Annotated in this window: 12 protein-coding genes; 3 read left to right on the top strand and 9 right to left on the bottom strand. The window is 74.1% G+C overall.

Translation table 11 applies throughout. The annotated features are described in order from the left end of the window. Window positions 1-90: 90 nt before the first annotated feature. Entirely contained in the window at window positions 91-933 is an 843-nt protein-coding gene (gene lipB / locus ACSU6Z_RS07585) for a lipoyl(octanoyl) transferase LipB (RefSeq protein ID WP_437044062.1), read from the bottom strand. Between the two features lie 207 nt (window positions 934-1,140). Between lipB and ACSU6Z_RS07580 the strand changes: the two genes are divergently transcribed. Beyond that, window positions 1,141-2,619, top strand: a complete 1,479-nt coding sequence (locus ACSU6Z_RS07580) for a regulator (RefSeq protein ID WP_437044060.1) — start codon at window positions 1,141-1,143, stop codon at window positions 2,617-2,619. A gap of 40 nt (window positions 2,620-2,659) precedes the next feature. Here ACSU6Z_RS07580 and ACSU6Z_RS07575 read toward each other — a convergent pair whose 3' ends face one another. Further along, window positions 2,660-4,087 carry an NAD(P)/FAD-dependent oxidoreductase gene (locus tag ACSU6Z_RS07575; protein ID WP_437044058.1) on the bottom strand — a complete coding sequence of 476 codons (1,428 nt, stop codon included), beginning with the start codon at window positions 4,085-4,087 and terminating at the stop codon, window positions 2,660-2,662. 204 nt (window positions 4,088-4,291) lie between these two features. Then, a complete protein-coding gene (locus ACSU6Z_RS07570; protein WP_437044056.1) occupies window positions 4,292-5,188 on the bottom strand; it encodes a TIGR01777 family oxidoreductase in 897 nt (298 codons plus the stop codon). 70 nt (window positions 5,189-5,258) lie between these two features. On the opposite strand from ACSU6Z_RS07570, the gene ACSU6Z_RS07565 reads away from it, so the two are divergent. Both ACSU6Z_RS07565 and ACSU6Z_RS07560 read left to right on the top strand, forming a co-directional pair. Next, a complete protein-coding gene (locus ACSU6Z_RS07565; protein WP_437044054.1) occupies window positions 5,259-5,747 on the top strand; it encodes an N-acetyltransferase family protein in 489 nt (162 codons plus the stop codon). A 170-nt stretch (window positions 5,748-5,917) separates the two neighbouring features. Then, on the top strand, window positions 5,918-6,694 hold the full coding sequence (locus ACSU6Z_RS07560) for a peptidoglycan recognition protein family protein (protein WP_437044052.1): 777 nt from the start codon (window positions 5,918-5,920) through the stop codon (window positions 6,692-6,694). A gap of 16 nt (window positions 6,695-6,710) precedes the next feature. Here the strand turns inward: ACSU6Z_RS07560 and ACSU6Z_RS07555 are convergent, their stop codons facing one another. From ACSU6Z_RS07555 to lpdA, 6 genes are all read right to left on the bottom strand, one after another. Further along, the gene (locus ACSU6Z_RS07555; protein ID WP_437050222.1) at window positions 6,711-7,229 is read right to left on the bottom strand and encodes a DUF4240 domain-containing protein; all 519 of its coding nucleotides are present in this window, start codon (window positions 7,227-7,229) and stop codon (window positions 6,711-6,713) included. A 79-nt stretch (window positions 7,230-7,308) separates the two neighbouring features. Further along, window positions 7,309-8,301, bottom strand: a complete 993-nt coding sequence (locus ACSU6Z_RS07550) for a helix-turn-helix transcriptional regulator (RefSeq protein ID WP_437044050.1) — start codon at window positions 8,299-8,301, stop codon at window positions 7,309-7,311. A 55-nt stretch (window positions 8,302-8,356) separates the two neighbouring features. Next, complete coding sequence (aceE, locus tag ACSU6Z_RS07545) at window positions 8,357-11,059, bottom strand: pyruvate dehydrogenase (acetyl-transferring), homodimeric type (protein WP_437044048.1); 2,703 nt, start codon at window positions 11,057-11,059, stop codon at window positions 8,357-8,359. 261 nt (window positions 11,060-11,320) lie between these two features. Further along, window positions 11,321-11,953: a GntR family transcriptional regulator gene (locus ACSU6Z_RS07540; RefSeq protein ID WP_437044046.1), complete on the bottom strand. Its 633-nt coding sequence runs from the start codon at window positions 11,951-11,953 to the stop codon at window positions 11,321-11,323. A gap of 192 nt (window positions 11,954-12,145) precedes the next feature. After that, window positions 12,146-14,020: a 2-oxoglutarate dehydrogenase, E2 component, dihydrolipoamide succinyltransferase gene (gene sucB / locus ACSU6Z_RS07535; RefSeq protein WP_437044044.1), complete on the bottom strand. Its 1,875-nt coding sequence runs from the start codon at window positions 14,018-14,020 to the stop codon at window positions 12,146-12,148. A 61-nt stretch (window positions 14,021-14,081) separates the two neighbouring features. Next, the gene (lpdA, locus tag ACSU6Z_RS07530) at window positions 14,082-15,470 is read right to left on the bottom strand and encodes a dihydrolipoyl dehydrogenase (RefSeq protein ID WP_437044042.1); all 1,389 of its coding nucleotides are present in this window, start codon (window positions 15,468-15,470) and stop codon (window positions 14,082-14,084) included. Between the last annotated feature and the right edge of the window lie 187 nt (window positions 15,471-15,657).

Here is a 15,657-nt window from a genome sequence, read left to right as displayed (position 1 = left end):
CGTACACCAGGGTACGCCCGTGTTCGACCGGCCCCGTCGTGAGGCCGACCCCGGGTTCGCGGGGTGCGTTCCCCCGCCCGGGCGAGCCGGTCAGGCGGAGGCCTTCTCGATCACGCGCGGCTTGAGCTCGGCGTTCTCCAGCACGTCCCGCAGGTGCCGCTCCGCCACCGGCAGCACCTCGTCGATCGTGACGTCCCGGCCCAGCTCGTTCGCCAGCGAGGTGACACCCGCGTCGCGGATCCCGCACGGGATGATCCGGTCGAACCAGGCGTTGTCCGGGTTCACGTTCAGCGCGAAGCCGTGCATCGTGACGCCCTTGGCCACCCGGATTCCGATGGCCGCGATCTTGCGGTCCTCGCGCCGCTGGCCCGCGTTGGAGGGGGCGTACTCCGGGCCGTTGAGCCGGGGGTCGAACTCCTCGTCGCGCAGGCGCGGGTCGAAGTCCAGGGACAGGCCGCCGAGCGCGGGCCGCCGCTCGACGGGGTCGCCGAGCACCCACACGCCGCTGCGGCCCTCCACCCGGGTCGTCTCCAGGCCGAACTCCGCGCAGGTGCGGATCAGGGCCTCCTCCAGCCGCCGTACGTGCGCCACGACGTCCACCGGGCGCGGGAGCTTCTGGATGGGGTAACCCACGAGCTGGCCCGGGCCGTGCCAGGTGATCTTGCCGCCGCGGTCCACGTCGATGACGGGCGTGCCGTCGAGGGGGCGTTCGTCGTCCGCCGTGCGCCGGCCCGCCGTGTAGACCGGCGGGTGTTCGAGGAGCAGCACGGTGTCGGGGATCTCGTCGGCGAACCGCGCCGCGTGCACCCGGCGCTGCTCGTCCCACGCCTCCTGGTACTCGACGGCCTCGGACCCGAACCCCATACGGACGAACCGCAACTCGCTCACGGCAAGCGCCTCCCTGGAAAGACGTAAGGCACGGAGCGTGCCCACGCCACTGTACGTCCGCCCTCGTGGCGCCCGCCGCGGGCGGGGGCGTCAGGCGCCGGTCCCATCCTCACACGATCGGATGAATGATCGGCGAATTCTGTGATGGCGTGCTCACTCTCCGCTACATTCGCGCCGTTACCAGGCCGTAAGGGCTGCTCGCAGGCAATCCGGGCGCATGTTCGCCCTGGAAGGCAGGAGACCGCACCGCAGATGACGGAACGACCCGCGCAGCGCACTCCCAACCGCCAGCTCGCCGCGCTCATCGCAGAAGCGGGGTTCTCCAACGCAGGTCTCGCCCGTCGCGTCGACCAGCTCGGTCTCGAACACGGGCTGGACCTGAGATACGACAAGACGTCCGTCACCCGGTGGCTGCGCGGCCAGCAGCCCCGCGGCACCACCCCCGCCCTGATCGCCGAGGTCTTCACCCGGCGCCTCGGACGCCGCCTCACCGCCCAGGACCTGGGGCTGGACGCCTGCGCCCCCGTCTACGCGGGCCTGGAGTTCGCCGCCTCCCCGGAGGAGGCCGTCGACATCGTCAGCGGCCTGTGGCGCAAGGATTCCGGCAGCCACGCCGAACTGCGCAAGATCGCGTTCACCCCGGCGGGCCTGGTCGTGCCCAGCCGGGACTGGCTGATCGGCCGCGCCGACGAGAAGGTCGGCCGTAGCGAGGCACCCGTCCGCATCCCGGCGCAGGGCCGCGCACCCGCGACCGCCAAGGCCCCGGCCCCGGCCGGGCACGGGGACCCCGCCCCCCGCCGGCGCACCCCGGCCGAGCGCGCCCCCGGCCAGCGGGTCACCGCCGGCGACCTCGCCGCGCTGCGCTCCGTCGGCGAGCTGTTCCGCGCCCTGGACGACATGTACGGCGGCGGCCACGCCCGCCAGGCCCTCGTGCGCTACCTGGAGCACGAACTGGAGCCGATGCTGCGCGGCACCTACGGCGAGCAGACCGGCCGCCGCCTGTTCGCCGCCGCCGCCGACCTGACCCGGCTCGCGGGCTGGACGTCGTACGACATCACCGCCCACGGCCTCGCGCAGCGCTACTTCGTGCAGGCGCTGCGGCTCGCGCAGGCCGCCGGCGACCGGGCGTACGGCTCCTACGTCCTGGCCACCATGAGCCGGCAGGCCGTCTACCTCGGGCACGGACGGGAGGCCGTGCAGCTCGCCCGCGTCGCCCAGCAGGGGGCCGGCACCGGCGTCCCGTCCGTGGTGCAGTGCCTGCTGCACGCCTGCGAGGCGCGCGGGCACGCGGTGCTCGGCGAGGTGCGGGCCTGCACCGCCGCGCTGGTGCGGTCCGAGCGCGCCCTGGAGGCGGCCCGGCCCGGGGACGAGGTGCCGCACTGGGCGCGCTTCTTCGACGAGGCGCAGCTCGCCGACGAGTTCGCGCACTGCCACCGCGACCTCCGGCAGTTCCGCGCCGCCGCCCAGTACGCGGAGCGCTCCCTGCAACTGCGCGCCCCCGCCTACGCCCGCAGCCGCCTGTTCTGCCGCGTCGTCCTCGCCACCGCCCGTCTCGGCCTGGGCGAACTCGACGAGGCCTGCCGGCTGGGCGCCGAGGCGGCCGGGCAGGCGGCGGAGATGCGGTCGGTACGGGCGGCGGAGTACGTCCGGGACTTCGAGCGCCGGCTGGAGCCGTACCGGGACGCGGCGCCGGTGCGGGGGTACCGGGACAAGGTGGCGGTGCTGGGCTGAGCCGGTGCCGTGCGGACCGGTGACGCCGCCCGGGACCCGGTCACGCCGCCCGGGCCGTCGGCAGCGGATCGGCCGTGTGCGCCGAGCCGCCCGCCCCCAGGTCCGCCAGGACCGCCGCCGCCGCCCGGTGCCCCGAGTGCAGCGCGCCCTGCACCGTGCCGGTGTCGCGGTGGTCGCCGCACACGTACAGCCCCGCCAGCAGCCGCACGGGCCGGCGCGGGTCGTGCGGCGGGCGCATCGCGGGCACCGCCTCGGCGGTGTGGTGCACGGCGAGCGTCTCCCAGCGGGAGGTGGACAGGCCGTACAGGCGCGACAGGTGCGTCCGTACGGCGGTGTCGACGCCGGGCGGCGGCGGGCCCAGGACGGTGGAGGACACCAGCGCCCGCCCGGCCGGGGCCCGCGCCGGGTCGACGTGGCTGACCACCGCCGTGTGCGCGACCGGGCCGCCGCGGTCGGCGTCGAGCAGGAGCGCGGCGCCGGTCGCCGGCGGCTCGTCCATGGTGTGGTGCACCACCGTCACCGGGTGGAAGTCCGGCACGCGCAGACCGGGCAGCAGGTCGGCGGCGGCCCGCGCGTCGGTCGCCAGCAGGACGGCCCGGCAGCGGATCTCGCCGTGCTCGGCGGTCGTCACCGCGTTGGCGGCCACCGAGGTGACCCGGACGCCGGTGTGCACGGTGCCCGGGGGCAGGGTGCGCGCCAGCAGCTCGGGCAGGGCCTCCGCGCCGCCCTCCGGCAGGCACAGCCGTCCGCTCGCGAAGGCGCGCAGCGCGAGGTCGGCGCACCGGCTGGAGGCGGTCAGCTCCGGATCGCACAGCAGCGCGGCGAGCAGCGGGCGCAGGAAGCCGTCGATCGTGCGGGCGGGCAGGCCGCGGGAGGCGAGCGCCTGCGCGGCGGGCAGCTCCGGGCGGGCCAGCAGCCGGTCGACGGGCGTGCCCGCGAGCCGGGTGAGGGCGGCGCCGAGACGGGCCTGGTCGACGACGGAACCCAGCGGAGCGCCCGCCCGGCCGCGGGGCGCCGGCGCCGTCCCGCCGTGCGGGCGCGGCGCGGACGCGAGCCTCCTGGACGCCGGCGCCGACCTGGGCGCGCTCGCCAAGGCGCGTACGACGTGAAGCGCGCCCCTGGTGCCTCCGGCGAGCGCGCCCCGGGGGCCTCCCGTGCCCGCCACGGCGCCCGTGCGGTGGCGGCGCCCGTCGCTGTGCAGCAGCACCCCCGGTGCGAAGGGCCGCAGCACGAGGCCGTCCAGCCCGGGAGTGAGCCGCAGCTCGGGGTAGGCCGTGGACAGCAGTTGTCCGATCCTGTCGAGCCGGAAGCCGTCGATCTTCTCGGTCGCCATCCGGCCGCCCACCCCATGGGCGGCCTCCAGGACGACGGTCGGCACTCCCGCGCCGGTCAGCCGGTGCGCCGCGGCGAGTCCGGCGACTCCGGCCCCCACGACGACGACGTCCGCCTGGTACGTGGGCTCAAGCACGTGCCCCTCCTCGAGGTTGCGCGGCCGCTGAAGACGTCATGCCCCCAACGGGCCCCCGGGATACCCGAGACCTGGACGAGAGTAGGACTGCAATCGATCAGGAACAGTCGCACAGAGGCAGAGCACGGTCGCACGACGGTCGCATAAGGCTTGTATGCGACCAGGACACGGCTGGATGCGGTGCGGTGCGACACGGTCACGCGGTCACACCGCCGCCCGGATCGCCCCCTCGATGTCCGGGAACGCGAACCGGAACCCCGACTCCAGCAGGCGCGCCGGCACCACCCGCGCGCTGCCCAGCACCTCGCCGGCCAGCTCGCCGAGCACGGCCCGCAGCACCGGCGCGGGCACCGCGAGGAGCGCCGGCCGGCGCAGGACGCGCCCCATGGCCGCGGTGATCTCGCGGTTCGTCAGCGGGTGCGGGGCGGTCAGGTTGAACGGGCCGGACAGGTCGTCCCGGTCGATCAGGTGGCGGATCGCCGCCACCTCGTCGTGCAGCGCGATGAACGACCAGTACTGCCGCCCGTCGCCCAGCCGCCCGCCCAGCCCCGCCCGGAACAGCGGGAACAGCCGCCCCCAGGCGCCGCCCCCGCGGGCGACGACCAGCCCGGTCCGGGTGAACACCGTCCGCACGCCCGCCTCCCGGACGGGAGCCGCGGCGGCCTCCCACTCCACGCACAGCGCGGGCAGGAAGCCCTCACCCGGGGGCGCGCCCTCGTCGACGGCGCGCTCCCCGGTCTCCCCGTAGAAACCGGTCGCGCTGCCGCAGACGAAGACCCGCGGCCGTGGCTCCAGCCGGGCCAGCGCCCCGGCCAGCGCCGTCGTGCCGAGGACCCGGCTGCGGCGGATCCGGTCCTTGTACGCCGTGCTCCAGCGGCGGTCGCCGATCCCGGCCCCCGCGAGGTTCACCACGGCGTCGCACCCGGCGAGCCCGGCCGCGTCCACCTGCCCGCGCTCGGGGTCCCACCGCACCTCGCCCGGCGCCCGGGGCGCACGGCGCACCAGGCGCACCACCTCGTGCCCGTCCGCGGTCAGGGACCGCACCAGGGCGCTGCCGATGAGACCGGACGCGCCGGCCACCGCGACACGGGAACGTTCCATGCGCCCATCCTGCCGGTGACCGTCCGAGATCGCCCCACGAACCCTCGCGCCCGGCCGTACGGTGACCGGCATGCCCACCACACGCATACGCCCCGCCCAACCCGACGACGAGGAGGCGCTGCGCCGACTCGACCGGGAGACCTGGTCGCACCAGCACGCCGTCGGCCCGCGCCCGGGGCCGGACGAGCCGTTCTTCCGGGAGACCTGCGGACCCGGCGACCACCTGGTCGCCGAGGCCGACGGCCGCCTCGTGGGCTACGTCCGCCTCGGCTTCCCCACCCCGCTCGCCTCCAACGCGCACGTACGGCAGATCCGCGGCCTCGCCGTCGACGGCGCCGCCCGCGGCCGGGGCGTCGGCCGCGCGCTGGTGCGCGCCGCCGTCGAGGAGGCCCGCCGCCTGGGCGCCCGCCGCATCACCCTGCGCGTCCTCGGCCCCAACACGGCGGCCCGCAGGCTCTACGAGTCCGAGGGCTTCGTCGTCGAGGGCGTGCAGCCGCAGGAGTTCCACCTGGACGGGCGGTACGTCGACGACGTGCTGATGGGACGGTCGCTGCTCTGATCCGGCCCTCGCCAAGGGCGCCGCCAAACCGCGACGGCGGTCCGGCGGGTCCACCGGCCGGCAGCGCACACGTCGCGGGCGGAGCGGATCGGACGGACAGTGGGACCATGCGTGTCGTTCGCAGGCCCCGGCATTCCCGGGGCCGCCGCGCCGGCCGGACGCGGCGTGCGGTGCACATACCGGACGCCGTCCGGCTGCTGCTGCTGTGCTGCCTGCCCGGCGCCGCCGCCGCGGTCGCGCTGGCGCTGTGCACGATCGGCGGCGAGCGCCCGGCCGCCGAGCCCGCCCGGCCCGCCGCCGCCCGGCACACCGCGCCCCGGCCCCCCGTCGTGCCCCGCTCCGACTGGCTGGGCGACGCCGCCCGCCGCCAGCCGCCCCCGCGCTACGACGACCGGGTCGTCGCCGTCTTCCTCCACCACACCGACACCCCCAACGGCTACGACTGCGCCGACACCCCCCGCATCCTGCGCGACCTGTACGCGGGCCAGACCGGCGCCCGGGACTGGGACGACATCGGCTACAACTTCGTCGTCGACCGCTGCGGCACCGTCTACGAGGGCCGAGCCGGCGGCATCGACCGCCCCGTCACCGGCGCCCACACCCAGGGCTTCAACCACCGCACCACCGGCATCGCCGCCCTCGGCACCTTCACCGCCGGCGTCCCCGTGCCCCGCGCGCTGACCGACGCGATCGCCGCGCTGGCCGCCTGGAAACTGGGCCTGTCCGGCACCGATCCGCGCACGCAGGTCCGGCTGGTCTCCAGCAACGACCGCAGCCGGTACGCCGCCGGCACCGCCGTCGCGATGCCCGCCGTCGCGGGCCACGACGACGGCTACCGGACCAGCTGCCCGGGGGCCGCCCTCAGCGCCCGCATCCCCGGGATCAGGGAACGGGCGGCCCGGCTCCAGGGCCGGACGGCGGCCCCCCGGCAGGCCCCGGCCCCCTGAGCGCCCCGGGCCCGGGTCAGGCCGCGAACCGCTCCCACAGCCGCGGCAACCGCTCGGCGAGCGCCCGGTCGTCCTCCAGGTCGAGCGGCGTCCCCCGCGGTTCCGCCGGGGCGGGCGTGAGCCCCAGGTCCGGCGTGACGGAACCGGTGAGCTGCTCGTACGCCTCGTCGGCCGCGTAGCCGAGCTCCTCGCCGTCGCCGTCGATCTCCTCGTCGAAGTCGTCCAGCAGCTCCGCGAGCGCGTCGGGATCGTGCACGGCCCCCTCGTACACCTCGCGGCCCTGGCCGATCAGCCAGCACCGGAAGGAGTCGAACACGTCGTCGCTCGCCCCGGTGAGCAGCACCCACGCGGCGGCCCACAGGTCCCAGGTGAAGGCGCGGCGGTAGCGGGCCTCGAAATGGCGGGCGAAGTCCAGGACCCGTTCCGGGTCCAGCCGGCACAGCCGCTCCACGAGCAGGTCGGCCTGCTCCTCGGAGTCCCCCTCGGCGGCCTCGCGGGTGGCGTCGATCAGCTCCCAGAACTCCGTCTCGTCCATCACGGCTCCAGCATCGGCCCTGGGCGCACGGGGCGCACGCGGAGCGGGACGGCCGCCTGTGCGCGGTCCGTCCCGCGCCTCACGGCGCCGGATCCCCGTACAGCCCGGCCAGCCGCCGCGCATCGAGCGCGAAACGCTCCCGCAGCCCCTTCGGCGCCAGCACCTCGGCCTCCGGCCCGAGCATCCGCAGCTGGGCGTGGGCGACCTCCTCGGACTCCACCGGCAGCGTCACCGTCACCCACCCGTCCGCGCCGGCAGCCCCGGCGGCGTCCAGCGCCTCCCGCGCCGAGCGCGGATCCACCGCGTACGGCAGTCCGCGCACGCCCTGCGGCGACAGCCGCAGGACGACCTCGGCCCGCAGGATCGACCGCGCGAACTGCGCGGCCCGCCGTGCCCAGAAGGCGGGCAGGTCGAAGTCCTCGTCCCGGGTGAACCGCTCCGCACCGGCGTCCACCGCCGTGAACCGGTCGATCCGGTACACCCGGAAGGAGTCCCCGTCCGCGCGGACCCGCGCGCACAGGTACCAGACCCCCGCCTTGAGCACGAGCCCGTACGGCTCCAGCTCCCGGGCGACCTCCTCCCCGTCGCGTCCGCGCCGGTAGCGGACGGTGACGCGCCGGTCGTCCCAGACCGCGTCCGCGACCGCCGGGAGCAGCCCGGGCGTCCCGGGCTCCTTGAACCAGTCCGGGGCGTCCAGGTGGAAGCGCTGCGCCGCCGTGCGGGGGGCGTCCCGCAGGGACGGCAGCAGCGCCGCCGACACCTTCAGCCGGGCCGCCGACGCCGCGTCCTGAAGCCCCATCTCGCGCAGCGCCCCCGGCACGCCGGAGAGGAAGAGGGCCTCCGCCTCGCTGCGGTGCAGGCCGGTCAGCCGGGTGCGGTAACCGCCGACCAGCCGGTACCCGCCGGCCCGCCCCCGCTCCGCGTACACCGGCACGCCCGCCTCCGACAGCGCCTGCGCGTCCCGCGTCACGGTCCGCTCCGACACCTCCAGCTCCCGGGCCAGCTCGGCGGCGGTCATGGAGGACCGGGACTGGAGCAGCAGCACCATCTTGATCAGCCGGGCAGCGCGCATGGCCCCATCATGCAGGAGGCCCCCGCCGCGGCGGGGGCCTCCTGGTGACCGTGGACTACAGGCCGTAGCGCTCGCGCGCCTCCTTCACGGCCGTCGCCTCGACCTCGCCGCGCCTGGCGAGCTGGGCCAGGGCCGCGACCACGATCGACTCGGCGTCGACGCCGAAGTGGCGGCGGGCCGCCTCACGGGTGTCCGACAGGCCGAAGCCGTCGGCGCCCAGCGAGGACCAGTCCTGCTCCACCCACTGCGCGATCTGGTCCGGGACCTGGCGCATGTAGTCGGAGACGGCCAGCACCGGGCCCTCGGCGCCCTGGAGCGCCTGGCGGACGTAGGGCACCCGCTCCTCGCCGCGCAGGAGGGCCGCGTCGGCCTCCATCGCGTCGCGGCGCAGCTCGGTCCAGGAGGTGGCGGACCACACGTCGGCGGCCACACCCCACTCCTCGGTGAGCATCCTCTGCGCCTTCAGCGCCCAGTGGATCGCCGTGCCGGAGCCCAGCAGCTGGATGCGCGGGGCGCCCGCCGCCGGGGTCAGGCCCGCGGACTCCGCCGTGTTGAAGCGGTACAGGCCCTTGACGATGCCCTCGTCGATGCCGAGGCCGGCCGGCTTGGCCGGCTGCGGCAGCGGCTCGTTGTAGACCGTCAGGTAGTAGAAGACGTCCTGGTCCTCGCCCTCCTTGGCCTCGCCGTACATCCGGCGCAGGCCCTCGCGGACGATGACGGCGACCTCGTAGGCGAACGCCGGGTCGTACGTCAGCGACGCCGGGTTGGTCGCGGCGATCACCGGGGTGTGGCCGTCGGCGTGCTGCAGGCCCTCACCGGTCAGCGTGGTGCGGCCGGCGGTGGCGCCGATCAGGAAGCCGCGGCCGAGCTGGTCGCCGAGCTGCCACATCTGGTCGGCCGTGCGCTGCCAGCCGAACATCGAGTAGAAGATGTAGAACGGGATCATCGGCTCGCCGTGCGTCGCGTACGACGTGGAGGCGGCGATGAAGTCGGCCATGGAACCGGCCTCGGTGATCCCCTCGTTGAGGATCTGGCCGTTCTTGGCCTCCTTGTAGTACATCAGCTGGTCGCGGTCGACCGGCTCGTAGGTCTGGCCCTTGGGCGAGTAGATGCCCAGCGACGGGAAGAGCGACTCCATGCCGAAGGTGCGGGCCTCGTCGGGGACGATCGGCACCCAGCGCTTGCCGGTCTCCTTGTCGCGCACCAGGTCCTTGATCAGACGGACGAACGCCATCGTCGTCGCCACGTTCTGGGAGCCGGAGCCCTTGTCGAAGGCGGTGAACGCCTTCTCCGCCGGGGCGGGCAGCGCCGGGACCGGGTGGACGCGGCGGGCCGGGGCCGGGCCGCCGAGGGCGGCGCGGCGCTCCTGGAGGTAGCGGACCTCGGGGGAGTCGGCGCCCGGGTGGCCGTAGGGCACCACGCCGTCGACGAAGTCGCTGTCCTTGATCGGCAGGTCCAGGCGGTCGCGCATCGCCTTGAACTCGTCCACCGTCAGCTTCTTCATCTGGTGGTTGGCGTTCTTGGAGGCGAAGCCCTCACCGAGGGTGTGGCCCTTGACCGTCTGGGCCAGGATCACCGTCGGGGCGCCCTTGTGGGCGAGCGCCGCCTTGTACGCGGCGTAGACCTTGCGCGGCTCGTGACCGCCGCGGGAGACGTGGAAGCACTCGAGGATCTTGTCGTCGCTCAGCAGTTTCGCCATCTCGGCGAGTGCCGGGTCCTTGCCGAAGAAGTCCTCGCGGATGTAGGCGGCGTCGCGGGTCTGGTACGTCTGGATCTGCGCGTCCGGCACCTCGCGCAGGCGGCGTACGAGCGCGCCGGTGGTGTCGAGCTGGAACAGCTCGTCCCAGGCCGAGCCCCACAGCGTCTTGATCACGTTCCAGCCGGCGCCGCGGAACTGGGCCTCCAGCTCCTGCACGATCTTGAAGTTGGCGCGGACCGGGCCGTCCAGGCGCTGGAGGTTGCAGTTGATGACGAAGGTCAGGTTGTCCAGGCCCTCGCGGGAGGCGAGCGCGAGCGCCGCCGTCGACTCGGGCTCGTCCATCTCGCCGTCGCCGAGGAAGGCCCACACGTGCGAGGCGGAGGTGTCCTTGATGCCGCGCGCGGTCAGGTAGCGGTTGAACCGCGCCTGGTAGATCGCGGAGAGCGGGCCCAGGCCCATGGAGACGGTCGGGAACTCCCACAGCCAGGGCAGGCGCCGCGGGTGCGGGTACGAGGGCAGGCCGTTGCCGCCGGTCTCGCGGCGGAAGTTGTCGAGGTGGTCCTCGTTCAGCCGGCCGTCGAGGAAGGCGCGGGCGTAGATGCCGGGGGAGGCGTGGCCCTGGATGTAGAGCTGGTCGCCGGAGCCGTCGGTCTCCTTGCCCTTGAAGAAGTGGTTGAAGCCGGTCTCGTACAGCCAGGCCGCGGAGGCGAAGGTGGCGATGTGGCCGCCGACGCCGTACTTGCTGCCGCGGGTCACCATGGCCGCCGCGTTCCAGCGGTTCCACGCGGTGATCCGGGCCTCCATCTCCTCGTCGCCGTCCACGGGGGGCTCGGCGGCGGTCGGGATGGTGTTGACGTAGTCGGTCTCGAGGAGCTTCGGCAGGGCGATGCCGGCGCCCTCGGCGCGCTCCAGCGTGCGGCGCATCAGGTACGCGGCACGGTGCGGCCCGGCCGCCTTGGCAACGGCGTCCAGGGAGGCCTGCCACTCGGCGGTCTCCTCGGGGTCGCGGTCCGGGAGCTGGTCGAGCTCGCTCGGCTGGATGGCGTTGGGGTCGGTCATGTCGCCGCCTTCCTCAGTCGAAGGGGGTTCCCTCATCGGTAAGGGTTCGGGGTGCCCTTGGTCTTTGGCAGGACAGGGCGTGAGGCTTTGGTCGAAGCCCGTCGGCGACTGTAACCCCCTGATCGATGATCGATCAAAGGGTTGAAGGCGAAAACCCCTTGAAAACGAGAAAGTAGGCACCCGGTGCCTTCGAACAAGACACCGGGTGCCGCATTTCGGGCCGGTTTTCGCAGGTGAGGAGGCGTTTGAGCGAGGCGCCGCTCAGCTTTCCCCGTGGCGCGGCGCGCAGCCCAGCACGTGCGCCTTCACCAGCTCGGCGATGCGCGGGTCCCGCCGCTTGAACGCCGCCACCAATTCCTCGTGCTCCTCGGCGTACGACTGCTGCACCGTGCCCAGCCAGCGGATGGACAGCGCCGTGAACACCTCGATGCCCAGGCCCTCCCAGGTGTGCAGCAGCACCGAGTTGTCGGCGGCCCGCACCAGCTCCCGGTGGAAGCCGACGGTGTGCCGGACCTGCGCCGTCCCGTCGCCCTCGCGGTCGGCCTCGTACAGCGCGGCGACGTGCGGCTCCAGCGCCGAGCAGTCCTCGGCCAGCCGCTGCGCCGCCAGCTCCGCCGCGATCGCCTCCAGACCGGCCCGGACCGGGTAGCTCTCCTCCAGGTCGGCCGCGGTCAGGTTCCGCACCCGTACGCCCTTGTTCGGTGCCGACTCGATCAATCGCAGCGACTCCAGCTCGCGCAGCGCCTCCCTGACCGGCGTCTGGCTGACCTCCAGTTCGGTGGCGATGCGCCGCTCCACGATCCGCTCGCCCGGCTGCCAGCGCCCGCTGATGATCCCTTCCAGGATGTGCTCGCGGATCTGTTCGCGCAGCGAGTGGATGACGGGGGCGGTCATGAGGGCTCCTTAGGGAGGGGCCCACCGGCCCCCTGAGGGCGTTGACGCTTAGACAATACGGCGGCGCGCCATCGGCGGAAGGGCGCATACGGGGGCTTTCACGCAGGTGAGACGAGGCTTACACGAACGACGGCGCCCCCGCCCGGAGTTCCGGGCGGGGGCGCCGTACAGCCGTACCTGGGCGCTACGGGATCACAGTCCGAGCTCGACCTCGAACTCGCCGGCCTCCAGGATCGCCTTGACCGCCGTCAGGTAGCGGGCGGCGTCGGCGCCGTCCACCAGGCGGTGGTCGTAGGAGAGGGTCAGGTAGGTCATGTCGCGGACGCCGATGACCGTGCCCTCCTCCGTCTCGATCACGGCCGGGCGCTTGACCGTGGCGCCGATGCCGAGGATCGCGACCTGGCCCGGCGGCACGATGATCGTGTCGAACAGCGCGCCGCGCGAACCGGTGTTGGAGATGGTGAAGGTCGCGCCGGACAGCTCGTCCGGGGTGATCTTGCCGGCCCGGACCTTGCCCGCCAGCTCCGCCGTGGCCTTGGCGATACCGGCGATGTTGAGGTCGCCGGCGTTCTTGATGACCGGGGTCATCAGGCCCTTCTCGGAGTCCACCGCGATACCGACGTGCTCGGTGTCGAAGTAGGTGATGGTCCCCTCGGCCTCGTTGATCTTGGCGTTGATGACCGGGTGGGCCTTCAGCGCCTGGGCCGCGGCCTTGACGAAGAACGGCATCGGGGAGAGCTTGACGCCCTCGCGGGCCGCGAACGCGTCCTTGGCGCGGGCGCGCAGCTTCATCAGGCGGGTGACGTCCACCTCGACGACCGAGGAGAGCTGGGCCTGCTCGTGCAGGGCCTTGACCATGTTGTCGCCGATGACCTTGCGGATCCGCGGCATCTTCACGGTCTGGCCGCGCAGCGGGGACGCCTCCAGCTTCGGCGCCTTCCTGGCGGCGGCCGGGGCGGGGGCCGCAGCGGCGGCGGGGGCCGGAGCGGCGGGGGCCTTGGCGGCCTCCGCGGCGGCCAGGACGTCCTGCTTGCGGATGCGGCCGCCGACGCCGGTGCCCTGCACGGTGGACAGGTCGACGCCGTTCTCGGCGGCGAGCTTGCGCACCAGCGGGGTCACGTACGCGCCCTCGTCCGTCGCCTGCGCGGCGGCGGGGGCTGCGGCGGTCGCGGCCGGGGCCTGGGCCGGAGCCGGGGCGGCCGGGGCCTGGGCCGGAGCGGCCTGCTGCTGCGGGGCCGGGGCGGCGGTCGCCTGCGGGGCCGGGGCGGCCTGCGCGGGGGCGGCCGGGGCCTGAGCCGGGGCGAGCTGCGCCGGAGCGGGCTGGGCCTGCGCGGGAGCGGCCTGCGCCGGAGCGGCCGGTTCCGGCTGAGCGGCCGGGGCCTCGGGGGCGGCCGGGGCCTCGGGGGCGGCCGGAGCGGCACCCTCGGCGCCGATGACGGCGAGCTTGGCGCCGACCTCGGCGGTCTCGTCCTCGCCGACCACGATCTCCAGCAGCACGCCGGAGGCGGGCGCCGGGATCTCGGTGTCGACCTTGTCGGTGGAGACCTCGAGCAGCGGCTCGTCGGCCTCGACGCTGTCGCCGACCGACTTCAGCCAGCGGGTGACGGTGCCCTCGGTGACGGACTCGCCGAGCGCCGGAAGCACCACGTCGGTGCCCTCGGCGGAACCGCCGCCGGAGGTGGCCTCGGCGGTCGGGGCCGGGGCGGGGGCGGCCTGCTCGGTGGAGGGCTGGGCCTGCGGGGCCGGCTCCGGAGCGGGGGCGGGGGCCTGCTCGGGGGCGGGAGCGGCCTGCTCGGCGGCGGGCGCCTGCTCGGCGGCCGGGGCTTCGGAGCCGTCGTCGATCAGCGCCAGCTCGGCGCCGACCTCGACGGTCTCGTCCTCGGCGACCTTGATGGAGGACAGCACGCCGGAGGCGGGCGCCGGGATCTCGGTGTCGACCTTGTCGGTGGAGACCTCGAGCAGCGGCTCGTCGGCCTCGACGCGCTCACCCTCGGCCTTCAGCCAACGGGTGACGGTGCCCTCGGTGACGCTCTCGCCGAGCGCCGGAAGGGTTACGGAAACCGCCATGGTTTCGGTTGCTCCTAACGAATTGCGGAAGTCTGTGTCGTCGCGCCGATGACTGAAAGCGTCAGTCGTGGGAGTGCAGCGGCTTGCCGGCCAGGGCCAGGTGGGCCTCGCCGAGCGCCTCGTTCTGCGTCGGGTGGGCGTGGATGAGCTGGGCCACCTCGGCCGGCAGCGCCTCCCAGTTGTAGATCAGCTGGGCCTCGCCGACCTGCTCGCCCATGCGGTCGCCGACCATGTGGACGCCGACCACGGCACCGTCCTTGACCTGGACGAGCTTGATCTCGCCCGCGGTCTTCAGGATCTTGCTCCTGCCGTTGCCCGCCAGGTTGTACTTGAGCGCGACGACCTTGTCCGCGCCGTAGATCTCCTTGGCCTTGGCCTCGGTGAGGCCGACGGAGGCGACCTCCGGGTGGCAGTACGTCACCCGCGGCACGCCGTCGTAGTCGATCGGGACGACCTTCAGACCGGCCAGCCGCTCCGCCACCAGGATGCCCTCGGCGAAGCCGACGTGCGCGAGCTGGAGGGTCGGGACCAGGTCGCCGACGGCCGAGATCGTCGGGACGTTGGTGCGCATGTACTCGTCGACGAGGACGTAGCCGCGGTCCATGGCGACCCCGGCCTCCTCGTAGCCCAGGCCCTGGGAGACCGGGCCGCGGCCGACGGCGACGAGCAGGACCTCGGCCTCGAACTCCTTGCCGTCCGCCAGGATGACCTTGACACCGTCCTGGGTGTACTCGGCCTTCTCGAAGAAGGTGCCCAGGTTGAACTTGATGCCGCGCTTGCGGAAGGCGCGCTCCAGCAGCTTGGAGGAGTTCTCGTCCTCGACCGGGACGAGGTGCTTCATGCCCTCGATGATCGTGACGTCGACACCGAACGACTTCCACGCGGACGCGAACTCGACGCCGATGACGCCGCCGCCCAGGACGATCGCGGACTTCGGCACGCGGTCCAGGACGAGGGCGTGGTCGGAGGAGATGATCCGGTCGCCGTCGATCTCCAGGCCCGGCAGCGACTTCGGCACGGAGCCGGTCGCCAGCAGGACGTGGCGGCCCTGGATCCGCTGGCCGTTGACGTCGACGGAGGTCGGGGAGGACAGGCGGCCCTCGCCCTCGATGTAGGTCACCTTGCGGGAGGCGATCAGACCCTGCAGGCCCTTGTACAGGCCCGCGATCACGTCGTCCTTGTACTTGTGGACGGCCGCGATGTCGATGCCCTCGAAGGTGGCCTTCACGCCGAACTGCTCGCTCTCGCGGGCCTGGTCGGCGATCTCACCGGCGTGCAGCAGGGCCTTGGTGGGGATGCAACCGTTGTGCAGGCAGGTACCGCCGACCTTGCCCTTCTCGATCAGGGCGACGTCCAGGCCCAGCTGCGCCCCGCGCAGGGCCGCGGCGTACCCACCGCTGCCACCGCCGAGGATCACTAGGTCGAAAACGGTGCTGGCGTCGTTCGCCACGTCACGTCCTCCATGCATGTGCGCCGTGCGCCGGTCGTCGGTGACCGGCAGGCGGCTGGTGTCCGGCCGCTCGTTCTTCGGCCCTTAGGTGGGGCCCTGTCCTGCCGGGCCCCATCTTCGCACTTGTCGCCGTCGAACGAGACGCGGGGCCGGGGTGTGAGACATCCCACGTCCCCGCGCTCCCTCG

Source organism: Streptomyces sp. enrichment culture, from assembly GCF_964273145.1.
Classification (GTDB): Bacteria; Actinomycetota; Actinomycetes; order Streptomycetales; family Streptomycetaceae; genus Streptomyces.
The sequence above is the reverse complement of the archived record's forward strand: the minus strand, read 5'-3'. Positions and strand labels throughout refer to the sequence as shown.